The following is an 11,741-nucleotide window of genomic DNA, read 5'->3' as shown; positions in this document are numbered from 1 at the left end:
GTCTGTTGTTTTACCTGATACTGCTCGCCGGCTTTAAAATCACCGTACTGCAGTTTTAGCATGCCTGCTGCCATACCACTGGCCATTTTCTCCAGTGGATTGCCAGGTTTCGCGGTTTGCTTGTCCATGTACTCTTTAAACGACTGTTTAAATTCGACGTTATACGAGACTTCTGCCGCATAATGGCTGTCGTTATCAGACCAGCCGTTAAGTTTTTTTACCGCGCTAATATCAACCAGTCCTTCATACCTGGCGTCAAACTGCTGTTGTAATAACTGCTTCAGCTGGCTGTCGCCCGGCTTGTCAGAGCAGGCTGCTACAGTAAACACCACCAGGGCAATAGCTAACAAACGTAACATCGTCATACGATACTCTTTCAGTAGAAAATCAAGCTTGCGATTATGATACAAAAGATTGCCTGTGTGCCAGCCTGCACAGATGTTTACTGCAAAAAGGTTTCGCTATCTACCTTGTTATTACTGATGGTTGTAAAAGAGTTGTTGGCAATTTTACGCCATTTGCTACTGATATTATCCAGCGGCTCAGACACCACGACAGTACTGCCTGACGGAATACGGGGTATGGCTTTTGCGAATTCTGCCATACAGGCGGTGTCGGTTGACACAAACTGTGTCATCGGGGCTTCGTTATGTGAATAGCGGACAGTGTACAGTTTCTTGCCGTCAGAGATGGCACAGGACAGATTCAGTACGCCGTCCTGATCGACCTTCAGCAGTGCCCGCAACACTGTTTCAACCATCTTTTGCATCGCGGCTTTAGGCTGGTCCAACAGCCCAAGTGTAATAGCCAGATAAAAAAAGGTTTCGCTGTCTGTGGTGCCCTGCAGCAGTGGATATAATTCAGGCGCAATACTTAGCTGCAGCTCACGCCTGATTTTAGGAAAGTGGCTGACATGGCCGTTATGCTGAAACAGCCAGTTTTTGTAGCGAAAAGGATGGCAGTTAGCGCGCTGAATATCGCCGGTTGTTGTCGCGCGGATATGCGCCATAAAAGTATGGGCTTTGACCTGATGGCATAAATTATTCAGGTTAGTATTGTGCCAGGCCGGCAGGTCGTCTTTGAATAATCCCGGCTCTTTGCGTTTGTCATACCAGCCAATGCCGAAGCCATCACCGTTAGTACTTAGCAGTTGCCCGCTTTTGGTGTAATTCATTTGACTATGGCGGCTTTGCACCACCAGAGAGTGATCCGGTTTGGTGACCAGCGTATCCAGATAAATTGGTTTGCCGGTATAGGCTATCCATCTACACATAAGATACCTCGCTGTAGTTCCAGCACCTTAGCGCTGGGGTAACGTTGCTCGTAAAAACTGTGCACCTGCGACGCAGCAAAATCGATAATTGCCGCTGCGATATCGACGCCTGTCACGCTTTCAATACCCTGCTCGCCGGTAAAGTCGGGTGACACGTTAATCTCCAGCAGCAAGGGCCCCTCATCTGATTGCACAAAGTCAACACCCGCTACATTCATGCCGATAGAGGCTGTGGCAGATAACACCATCTCTTCTTCGTCAGCGTTAAGCTGATAAGGTTCAGAATGCCCGCCAAGAGACACGTTTGATCTGAAGTCGCCATCTTGCGAGCGGCGACACATACTGGCTACCACTTTACCGCCGACCACAAAAGCGCGGATGTCTGTACCGGATGCTTCTTTAACAAAACGCTGAATAATGTAGGATGCACCTAACTGGCTGAATGTTTTAACAATATTGTCCATTTCTTTTAAGCTGTTAACCAGGAATATGCCGGTGCCTTCAGTGCTTTCAATCAATTTAATGATCATTGGTAAACCTATGACATTTGCCAGTTCCTGAAAACCCTGTGGGTTGTACGCGATGCCGGTAGCAGGGAAAGGCAAACCTCTGGCCAGCAGATACTGCAAACATTTTAATTTATCCCGGCCCAGGCGCAGTGCAGCAGGCGATTCGCTGACATAGGTCTGGCTGCAGATAAACTGCTGTAATACGTTAGTGCCGTAATCAGTAAAGTTGACATTAAGCCGCGGAATAATGGCATCAAACGCTTTGGTGATGTTTTTGTCTCGCCAGTAAATCATCGGCTTTTCAGTCGATAGCACCATGCTGATATCGCGGATGTTGTAAAGCTCCGCAGTATGGCCTCTGGCTTTTGCAGCCTGCAGCAGGCGGTGATCGTCCATCACCTGATCGGTAGATAAAATACAAATATTCACGTGGCTTCAACCTTGTCATTTGTTGAAAATACGTTAAGTGTAGCATAGGGTTTAATCGTGGCGGCCCGGAGTAATCAGCCTGGACGGGCTAAACTAAATGCTACGGGCATGGTCGGAAAAATATAATCTTCTCTGGTGGAGGTGTGTGAAGTGCCGGAAAATCATGGTTGTCAGACACCATAGGTGTTGCAGCCAGGGGCAATGAATGCAAGAGGAACGTTATGTGTGGAATAGCAGGAGAGATCAGTTTCGCCGGTAAGGCATCAACGCTTTATGTTGAAAAAATGTTGGAGAAATTGGCGCCGCGCGGTCCTGATGGCTGGGGCGTGTTAGCACAGGGCAATATGTGTTTTGGTCATCAGCGATTAAAGGTTATCGATTTAACGGCGGCCGGTGCTCAGCCGATGCATGATGCTACTCTTGGCCTGAGCATAGTATTTAACGGTTGTATTTATAATTACAAAGCGCTGCGTGCTGAGTTGGAACAGTTAGGCCACCGTTTTTTTTCTAGCAGTGACACTGAAGTTATTTTAAAAGCTTATGCCCAGTGGCAAGAGCAGTGCATGACACGTTTTAATGGCATGTTTGCTTTTGCAATCTGGCATCGCGACAGTAACAGCATGTTTTTTGCCCGCGATCGGTTGGGGATCAAGCCACTGTATTATCACCATAACCGCAACGGCCTGTGGTTTTCCTCTACGTTGCCTGCTTTGCTGCGCTGTGCAGAGGTGCCGCGGCAGCTGAACCCGGCAGGCGTACACCAGTATATGGCGTTTCGCGCTATTGTTGGCGCAGATACGCTGTTTTCCAATGTCTATAAACTGCAGCCCGGTCACTGGATGAGAGTGAGTGCAGAGGGTGATGTTAAACAAGGCTGTTACTGGCAGCTGCATACTGATACCGATTACAGTGAAAAACGCAGCGAGGCTGATTGGCAGCAAGAGCTGAAAGCCGCCTTATTTGACAGTGCTAAACGACGGCTTGAGGCTGATGTACCGGTGGGGGTGCTACTATCCGGCGGGCTCGACTCGTCTTTATTAGTTGGTATGCTAAGCGAGCTTGGGCAGAAACAATTACATACTTTTTCGATTGGTTTTGACGATGTGGCAGATGAGGAGGGCAACGAGTTTAAATATTCAGATATCATTGCCCGGCACTATGATACACAGCACAACAAAATATTTGCCAGACACGACACCCTGCTAAGCCACTTACGGCCGTGTATCGAGGCGATGTCTGAGCCTATGGTCAGCCACGATGTAATTGGCTTTTACCTGTTGGCGCAGGCGGTAAGCCAGCATGTCAAAGTGGTGCAAAGTGGCCAGGGTGCAGATGAAGTATTTGCCGGTTACCACTGGTACCCGCCGATGACAGAAGCGACTGAACATGAAACCGCTCAGCGCTATGCCGACGCTTATTTCTCCTGGGATGAATCGCAGCTGGCACAGGTGTTGGCGCCGCAGTACTGTTTACGTAACTATTCTTTCAGCTATATACAGCAGTACTTTGCTAACTGTGGTGCGCAGTTGCCTGTCGATAAAGCCTTGCATCTTGATACTGCCGTCATGCTGGTAGATGACCCGTTAAAACGGGTTGATAACATGACAATGGCCTTCGGGCTTGAAGCCAGGGTACCGTTTCTGGACCATGAATTGGTTGAGCTGGCGTTTAAGATCCCGCATCAGCTGAAACTACGCGATGGCGGTAAATATCTGTTAAAACAGGTGGCCAGAGAGGTTATTCCTGCCAGTGTTATTGACCGGCCCAAAGGTTATTTTCCGGTACCGGCACTGAGAAAAATGCAGGGTGAGTATCTGCAACTGGCAAAAGAAGTGTTCAGCCAGAAAGCCGCCCGTCAGCGTCAGCTGTTTAATCTTGACTATATCGATACGATGCTGGCTGCCCCGGACAAATTCACCGGGCGTTTTGGCTCTAAATTGTGGCAGGTAACGCTGCTGGAGCTGTGGCTGCAACAACACAACATTGAATAGCAGGCAGAAAAAGGCCACCAGCCTTGGGGCAACGCTGGTGGCAACATAACGGTTTGGGGGCCGTTATCTGTTAGTGTTTGGTTGCCTTTTTCAGCGCCCGCATTTCGTCATGACACTCCTGCATCGTCGCTAAGGATTGCAGTAATGCTGATTCATACTGTGGTGGCTGCTTTTCTTTCAGTGCAATACGGATCTCTTCAAGCGTTTTGTCTTCCACTTCTTCGAGCTGAGCAATATAGGTAGCTTCTTTATCTGAACTCATTGCGCCCATTACTTTGGTATACACTTTTCGTGCTTCAACAGTAAAGGCAGAGCCTTCCTCGCGTTTTCCCTCTTCCTGCACCGCAAACGGCTGTAAACGCTCTTTTACCATACGACGGGCATTAATCATGCGGTCAAAAAACTGAGCCAGACGTTTATCATCCACTTTCTCTTTAGCGTCAGTGTAAAAATCAATGCCACTGTTTAATACCTGAACAATATCAGTAACATGCTTTACTTCTTGGGTATGTAGATTTGCCATAATGTCAGTCTCCGTTTTAAAAGCTATAGCGCCTTGGCGCTATGAGAGGCCATGCGTGTTTTATCGCATGACAGAACATCAGTAGTGTTTGCAGCTTACGGGCCAGCCTAAGCTGGTTTTTAGGTTTTATTTTTATGTTTATGATTTTAAATGGTTTTAATAGGGTTTTTTATGTGGTGCCGCCAGGTAAGTACAGTGCTTTGCTGTCAACGCACACTGCAGTAACTTCATATTTTCATTTACATGTCTGTAATTTTTACCGCTGTGTTGCCTGACGGAACTGATTTCGCTATGGTGCACGCACATTGTTTGTCTGGAGGTGGTTATGCAATATGCCAGGTTAGGATCTGCACCTGTCAATGTATCAAAGGTATGCCTGGGCACTATGACCTGGGGCTGTCAGAATACGCAGGCAGATGCCGATGCACAGCTTGATTATGCATTGGCCCAGGGCGTGAACTTTATTGATACCGCAGAAATGTATGCGGTACCACCGTCAGCGGATACATACGGTGCAACGGAGCGTATTATCGGTAATTGGCTAAGCCGGCACAGTGCTAAACGCAGTGACATCGTACTGGCCACCAAAATGGCCGGCCCTGGTCTTTCGCATGTGCGTAATGGCACTGAAATGACGCCTGAAGCGTTATTGCAGGCAGTAGATGACTCGCTTAGCCGCTTACAAACCGATTATATCGATTTGTATCAGCTGCACTGGCCAAACCGGGTGTCACCGCATTTTGGTAAACACGCTGTCGGGCGTATCGGCTTTTCTGCAGTAGACAGCGAACAGCAAACGGCGCAGATCCTGGGCTTGCTGGAGGCACTGCAGCGCTGCGTGGATGCGGGTAAAATCCGCTATTGCGGTTTGTCGAATGAAACACCCTGGGGTATAAGTCAGTATTTACAGTTAAGCCGTGAGCACCAAGTACCTCGTATCGTATCTATTCAAAACGAGTTCAGCGTGTTGCATAGCAAAGACTGGCCTTATCTGATAGAGCAGTGCGTGCATGAAGAGGTGGCATATCTGCCCTGGTCACCGCTGGCGGGGGGCGCGTTGACTGGCAAATATCTGGCTGGTGCACGCCCGACCGGAACACGCTGGAGCATGTTGCAACGTAATGGGCTGTTTCGCGATACAGCTGAGTCAAATCAGGCTATTGCCGTTTTCACTGAACTGGCACACAGCCATGGCGTTTCGCCTGTAACCGCTGCGCTGGGTTGGGTGGCTCAGGTAGAAGGGGTTACGTCGACTATTATCGGGGCGACCAGCATGGAGCAGTTACAACAGAATATCGCAGCCTTTGCTACCCCTTTGCCTGATGCTTTATTGCAGGATCTTGCCAGCTTTTTAAGGCGGTACCCTATGCCGTTTTGATGCTGGTCTCAGTTTGCGCACTGTTAGCAGTTTCCTGCTTGTGGTGTGCTCAAGGCTGCGCAATACTAACTTGCAGTTACCTTTATGAGCCTGGTTATGTCGTTGTTAGCTTTTACCGATCCGACTACTGATTTGTCTGTGGCCTATCACGGGCATCATGCAATGGCTCTGGTGATCCTGTCACTGTTAATCGCCATACTGGCAGCTTACACCAGCTTCAGTCACCGCCACCTGATGCGTGGCGCAGAAAAACCGCAATCTGCCCGGCTGTGGCATGCCAGTGGTGCCGTGGCGATGGGGCTGGGCGTATGGGCCATGCACTTTACCGGCATGATGTCACTGCAGTTGCCCGTTGAAGTGGGCTACCGGCTGGATGTGACGCTGTTGTCAGTGTTGCCTGCCATTGCTGCGGCTTATGTGACGCTTCGGGTTGTCGCTTCTACCGGCCAGAGTGTTAAGCGTATTGTTGCCGGCGGCGTGTTAATGGGCGCGGGCATTGGCTGCATGCATTACATCGGCATGGCGGCCATGGTGCTGCAAGCCGAGCGGCTGTATAACCCGGCTATGTTCGGGCTGTCTATCGTGGTTGCGGTAGTGATGGCCACACTGGCACTGGGCATCCGACCCTGGCTGACCAATAAAGTTGTCAGTAAACCACTGCTTGAATGTATTAGCTCGATAGTGATGGGAATGGCCATTGCCAGTATGCATTATGTTGCTATGCATGCGACGGTATTTTTGCCTGCCCGTTTGTCATCGCCCGATACAGTAGTCATGAGTAAACACACGCTGGGTACACTTGCAGTGGTTGTTGCGGTAGGCATTCTGATGCTGGCAACCGTCGCGGTTATGATGCGTCAGCGCATCACGGCGGCAGAGCGCAGCAGCAATGTGGCAAACGAACAGGCCAGAATACTGTCGATCCGGTTAGAGCGCATCGCCTCGCGTGTGCCAGGCTTGGTTTATGAGTTTCGTCTTGGTGACGATGGCAGTTTTACCTTTCCCTATGCCAGCGATGCTATCCGCGATCTTTACCGCATCAGTCCTGAGCAGGCAAGTATTGATGCAATGCCGGTGCTGCTGGTACTGCATCCGGATGACAGAGAAAGTATGCGGCAGTCTATTTATCACTCTGCTCAGCATTTATCACCCTGGCAGCTGGAATACCGGGTACTGACTGAACAGAATGAAGTGCGTTGGTTGTTTGGTAATGCCATGCCAGAGCGCGATGCCAGTGGTGTGCGCTGGAGCGGTTTTATTACTGATATTTCCCAGCGTAAAGCCACAGAGCAGCATATTCATCAACTGGCTTTTTTCGACAGCCTTACCGGGCTTTATAACAGACGTAAAGTGCAGCAAAGCCTGCAGGACTTATGCGCCCAGTTTGACGCCAGAAAGCAAAGTGGGGCAGTTATACTGGTTGATGTTGATAATTTTAAACGAATAAATGATACCCAGGGCCATAAAGCCGGGGACGAGCTGTTAAAGCAGGTTGCGCAGCGGCTGGAGCAGTTTGCACCACCTGGCAGCATCTGTGGCCGCCTTAGCAGTGATGAATTTGCGTTATTGGTGATTGACCTGCCGGCACAGCTGCTGCTAACCCAGCATCAGCTACAGCAGTTTGCAGATGAGTTGCTCAAAGCTCTGGCGCAGCCTTATGCGATAAGCGGGCATTATTACAGTAGCAGCGTCAGCCTGGGATATTGCGTATTCAACGATACGTCAGTCAGCGCTGATGAACTATTGAAGCGGGCCGATATAGCGGTGTCGCATGCCAAAGCTGCCGGTGGCAATTGCCAGGTGATGTTTGAAGACGAAATGTACCAGCAAATTCAGCAGCGCTTTGCAATGGAGAACGCGCTGGCAAAAGCAGTAGAGCACAACCAACTGAGCCTGCATTACCAACCGCAGCTGACCGACACTGGAAGAGTGGTGGGGGTTGAGGCCTTACTGCGTTGGCACTGCCCTGAGCTGGGTATGGTATCGCCGGCCGAGTTTATCCCGCTGGCCGAGGAAACCGGCCTGATTGAGGATATCGGCTTTTGGGTGCTGCATCAGGCCTGTCAGCAGTTGCAGCAGTGGCAAGCCGACCCGCTGCTGGCGACGGTAACGATGTCAGTCAATATCAGCGCCCGCCAGTTCTATTTGCCAGAATTTGTTAGCATTGTGCAGCAATGTATTGAAAAGTATAAGTTCTCACCTCAATGCCTGATGCTTGAGCTAACCGAGAGTTTGATCCTGGCCGATTTAGAAGATGCAGTCGCGCGGATGCAGCAAATTAAACAGCTGGGCGTAAAGTTCTCGATGGATGACTTTGGTACCGGTTATTCATCATTATCTTATTTATCGCGGCTACCGTTTGATGAAGTAAAAATTGACCAGTACTTTGTCCGCAGTGGCAGCTCCGGCCAGCCACGGGACTGGGTAATAGTTGATGCTATCGTCGGTATTGCGAACACTTACGGCATGAAACTGGTAGCAGAGGGCGTTGAAACACCAGCCCAGCAAGCTTTACTGCGCCAAAGTGGCTGCCGTTGTTATCAGGGCTATCTGTACGCCAGGCCGGCACCTGCTGCAGATACTGAACACTGGATCCGTCAGTATCTGCAGCAACAGTCAACCAGCTAGTTGCGTGAATGGCCGCCAGTACACAGCCGGTGCAGACTGTCAGGGCTTCAGGTGTTGCTGTAAAAACGTCAGCATTGCCTGCGCTATATCATTGCCGTGCGTTTCGATAGCGAAGTGACCACTGTCAACAAAGCGTACTTCTGCATTTGGGTTATCGCGTTTAAAAGCATGGGCGCCGGCGGGCAGAAAAAACGGGTCTTTATCTCCCCAAATTGACAGCGTTGGTGGCTGGTAGCGGCGAAAATAATCATGCAACTGGCTGTATTGTTTAATATTCTGGCCATAATCAACCAGCAAGTCGACTTGTGGCCCTACACCAATGCGCTCTATGGCCTGGTATGCCAGCTGATAAGGTTCAGGTGCGATAAGTGACGTATCGGCTACACCTTCAATATACTGCCATTTGATCATCTCGGCACTGTTGAAGTGGCGAAGGGCAGCCCGGTTTTCTGCTGTTGGCTCTGCCCAGGCTTTACGCATATCAGCCCAGCCTTCGCTTAAACCCTCTTCATACGCATTACCATTCTGGCTTACGATGGCGCTGATCTTATCCGGATTGTTCACCGCTAAGCGCCAACCAACCGGTGCGCCATAGTCAAACACGTAAATCGCATATTGTTTCAGGCCTTTGGCCTTAGTAAACGCATCGATAACAGCCGACAGGTTATCAAAGGTATAGTTGAAGCTACCGCTTTTTACTGTTGTTTGACCAAAGCCTGGTAAGTCCGGCGCAATAACGTGGAACTTAGTTGCCAGTTGCGGCATCAGATCTCTGAACATATACGAGGAGGCTGCAAAGCCGTGCAACAGTAATACGGTTGGCGCCTCGGCCGGGCCTGCTTCGCGGTAAAACAGTTTAACACCCTGAACCTCCAGCGTGTGATGATGCACAGCTGGCGGATAATCCGCGGCGTGTACTGACAATGAAGCTGCCAGGGCTGATGCGGCAAGTAATTTTGATGTGTTCATGGTTACTCCGTAAACAGTGATTGGAATTTTAGTTTGTAACCTGTATAATTGGCTTTAACAGGTTACTTGATTGCGGTGTTACTGATCTTTGGTAACCTGTCAAATATATTTTTAAGGGTTACTTATGCAGATCAGTGCAATTAAAAGCGATAACAACCTGAGGGATGCACCTATGCTGGGAGATCACCTGGCAATGGATTTGCTAAATACACAAGCTGTTGATAACGGCAATACGGTGGAATACTGGCACAGTGACAACGATGTGCTGCAATGGCTGGCCAGATACGATATTACACCTGCTGCCGGTGGCGGTGCTTTCAAGCCAGAGGAATTGCTGACGCAGGCTAAAGCACTGCGCTTGCTGGCGCATCGTCTGATCAGCGAGTTCAGGTCGGGTACAGTACAGGACATCAGCGGCCTGAATGAATATCTGCATGCTTATCACAGTGTGTTGCACCTGCAGTACAACAAAGAAACCAACACGCTGGCACTTAACAGGGTCGCCAGTGGCGGAACCATCGCATCTTTGCTTGGGCCCGTGGCTGAAGCCATAGCGCAGCTGCTGGTTGAGGGAGATGCGGCACTGGTGAAACAATGTGAACACCCGGACTGTATCTTATGGTTTTATGATCGTACCAAAGCGCATAAACGCCGCTGGTGCAGTATGGCGCTATGCGGTAACCGCTACAAAGCGGCTCAGTTCAGAAAAAGAAGCAGCAGTTAAAGGGCGCTACTGACATTACTCATTTAACTCTTTGTCGACCCAGCTTAGAAACATATGGGCATTTCTGCTATCAAAACTTGCTTTATCAGGCACGTAGTAACATAAGTCGGACGTAACTGGCAGGGTGCCAAACTGCTGTAAAAGATTCATTTTTAACAGCCGCGTGATCAGGGTAGTAGAGCAAAATACCAAAGCGTTTTCTGCCATCGCCTGCTGTATACCGAACAGCTCCTGGTCAAATTTTTTCACAATAATGTTCGCACTATCTATTTCGTTTGCTGCCAGCCATGCCGTTAACGGGGCCTGCGGTAAGGCGGTATTTTTCCATGCCGTGGTATAGAGGGTAACAGGGCCAGCCGACCAGCAAGGTGGCTTAGTGCCGTATTTGCCAAATACATCGAATATCTCATGGCGGATGATATCGCCAGGCGCGACAGTTGTTGCGTCCCCATAGCGGATAGGGATGATAAAGGGGTGGTTATCGACCGCTTCACCTGTTGCGACGTTAACCTGAATAGTTGGATAAGCTTGCGAGAACTCCTGCAGGGCGGGGATCAGCAACATAGCGGCGAACGATGATGTGGTGGTTACCTTCAGCGTGCTACCGACAGTTTGTAGTTCTGCCAAGGCGTGCTCAATTTTTCGAAAACCGTCAGAGGTGGCCTGGGCCAGAATTTTGCCTGATTCGGTCAGTATTATCTGTCTGGTTTGCCGATGAAACAGATTAACATTTAACCGGCTTTCCAGATTGCTGATGTGATGCGACACCGCTGTTGGGGTAAGCGACAGCTCTTCTGCCGCCAGTTTAAAGCTCCCCCGGCGTGCAGCCGCCTCAAAGGCTTTCAGTGCCTGCAACGATACCTGCAATTGTGCTCTCCTGATCTGCGCGGTTTGGTGTCAATATAGATGATTTTAACTCATCTGTTAATGTGTTTTTCTCGTTTGTGATCAAACATCGTTAGCGACAAGATAGCGCTCGTTATCAACTAACAGAGGTATTACCGATGAGCACTATATTGCATATAGATTCCAGTGTAAGAGCTATTACTAACCCGAACCCCAACCATAATTCTATTTCGAAGAATATCGCGCTGCGTTTTATTAACACCTGGCGCGAAACATGCCCTACAGATGAGTATATTTATCGTGATGTTGGGGTAAACCCACCAGCTTTTATTACCCAGGACTGGATAGGCGCTGTGTTTACACCCGAGCAGAAAAGAACCCCGGCTCAGCACGACATTTTAGCGCTGTCAGACAGGTTGATTGCCGAAGTTGCTGCTGCGGATATTATTGTTATTTCTACGCCGATGTATA

11 protein-coding genes are annotated in these 11,741 nt (G+C 49.5%); 5 read left to right on the top strand and 6 right to left on the bottom strand.

The window, feature by feature from the left end:
* The 3 genes from VIN66_RS10700 to VIN66_RS10690 form a co-directional block, all read right to left on the bottom strand.
* Positions 1-365: hypothetical protein (locus tag VIN66_RS10700; RefSeq protein ID WP_331923984.1), on the bottom strand; the 365-nt coding region annotated here is incomplete at its 3' end.
* A 77-nt stretch (positions 366-442) separates the two neighbouring features.
* Positions 443-1,273: a class II glutamine amidotransferase gene (locus VIN66_RS10695; protein ID WP_331923982.1), complete on the bottom strand. Its 831-nt coding sequence runs from the start codon at positions 1,271-1,273 to the stop codon at positions 443-445.
* The gene (locus tag VIN66_RS10690; RefSeq protein WP_331923981.1) at positions 1,258-2,211 is read right to left on the bottom strand and encodes a RimK family alpha-L-glutamate ligase; all 954 of its coding nucleotides are present in this window, start codon (positions 2,209-2,211) and stop codon (positions 1,258-1,260) included. The genes VIN66_RS10695 and VIN66_RS10690 overlap by 16 nt, the downstream gene beginning before the upstream one ends.
* 221 nt (positions 2,212-2,432) lie before the next feature.
* On the opposite strand from VIN66_RS10690, the gene VIN66_RS10685 reads away from it, so the two are divergent.
* A complete protein-coding gene (locus VIN66_RS10685; RefSeq protein ID WP_331923980.1) occupies positions 2,433-4,202 on the top strand; it encodes an N-acetylglutaminylglutamine amidotransferase in 1,770 nt (589 codons plus the stop codon).
* A 70-nt stretch (positions 4,203-4,272) separates the two neighbouring features.
* On the opposite strand, the gene VIN66_RS10680 is transcribed toward VIN66_RS10685, so the two are convergent.
* Complete coding sequence (locus tag VIN66_RS10680; RefSeq protein WP_331923979.1) at positions 4,273-4,725, bottom strand: PA2169 family four-helix-bundle protein; 453 nt, start codon at positions 4,723-4,725, stop codon at positions 4,273-4,275.
* 325 nt (positions 4,726-5,050) lie between these two features.
* Between VIN66_RS10680 and VIN66_RS10675 the strand changes: the two genes are divergently transcribed.
* Positions 5,051-6,103 carry an aldo/keto reductase gene (locus tag VIN66_RS10675; RefSeq protein ID WP_331923978.1) on the top strand — a complete coding sequence of 351 codons (1,053 nt, stop codon included), beginning with the start codon at positions 5,051-5,053 and terminating at the stop codon, positions 6,101-6,103.
* Between the two features lie 96 nt (positions 6,104-6,199).
* Positions 6,200-8,731, top strand: coding sequence for an EAL domain-containing protein (locus VIN66_RS10670; protein WP_331923977.1), 2,532 nt, complete (start codon positions 6,200-6,202; stop codon positions 8,729-8,731).
* A 39-nt stretch (positions 8,732-8,770) separates the two neighbouring features.
* On the opposite strand, the gene VIN66_RS10665 is transcribed toward VIN66_RS10670, so the two are convergent.
* Positions 8,771-9,700, bottom strand: a complete 930-nt coding sequence (locus tag VIN66_RS10665; RefSeq protein ID WP_331923976.1) for an alpha/beta hydrolase — start codon at positions 9,698-9,700, stop codon at positions 8,771-8,773.
* A gap of 124 nt (positions 9,701-9,824) precedes the next feature.
* Between VIN66_RS10665 and VIN66_RS10660 the strand changes: the two genes are divergently transcribed.
* Positions 9,825-10,424 carry a CGNR zinc finger domain-containing protein gene (locus VIN66_RS10660; RefSeq protein ID WP_331923975.1) on the top strand — a complete coding sequence of 200 codons (600 nt, stop codon included), beginning with the start codon at positions 9,825-9,827 and terminating at the stop codon, positions 10,422-10,424.
* 15 nt (positions 10,425-10,439) lie between these two features.
* Here VIN66_RS10660 and VIN66_RS10655 read toward each other — a convergent pair whose 3' ends face one another.
* Positions 10,440-11,291: a LysR family transcriptional regulator gene (locus VIN66_RS10655; RefSeq protein WP_331923974.1), complete on the bottom strand. Its 852-nt coding sequence runs from the start codon at positions 11,289-11,291 to the stop codon at positions 10,440-10,442.
* 137 nt (positions 11,292-11,428) lie between these two features.
* Here VIN66_RS10655 and VIN66_RS10650 point away from each other — a divergent pair.
* Positions 11,429-11,741 (top strand): FMN-dependent NADH-azoreductase (locus VIN66_RS10650; RefSeq protein ID WP_331923973.1); only part of this gene is annotated, 313 nt, incomplete at its 3' end.

It is taken from the genome of Rheinheimera sp., assembly GCF_036568245.1.
Taxonomy (GTDB): Bacteria; Pseudomonadota; Gammaproteobacteria; order Enterobacterales; family Alteromonadaceae; genus Alishewanella.
This window is presented reverse-complemented; position numbering and strand designations above follow the sequence as displayed.

Bases quoted from the DNA above. Each gene is read 5' to 3' on its own strand.
- VIN66_RS10695 (WP_331923982.1), bottom strand. From the start codon at position 1,273: ATGTGTAGATGGATAGCCTATACCGGCAAACCAATTTATCTGGATACG.
- VIN66_RS10685 (WP_331923980.1), top strand. From the start codon at position 2,433: ATGTGTGGAATAGCAGGAGAGATCAGTTTCGCCGGTAAGGCATCAACG.
- VIN66_RS10680 (WP_331923979.1), bottom strand. From the start codon at position 4,725: ATGGCAAATCTACATACCCAAGAAGTAAAGCATGTTACTGATATTGTT.
- VIN66_RS10675 (WP_331923978.1), top strand. From the start codon at position 5,051: ATGCAATATGCCAGGTTAGGATCTGCACCTGTCAATGTATCAAAGGTA.
- VIN66_RS10670 (WP_331923977.1), top strand. From the start codon at position 6,200: ATGTCGTTGTTAGCTTTTACCGATCCGACTACTGATTTGTCTGTGGCC.
- VIN66_RS10665 (WP_331923976.1), bottom strand. From the start codon at position 9,700: ATGAACACATCAAAATTACTTGCCGCATCAGCCCTGGCAGCTTCATTG.
- VIN66_RS10660 (WP_331923975.1), top strand. From the start codon at position 9,825: ATGCAGATCAGTGCAATTAAAAGCGATAACAACCTGAGGGATGCACCT.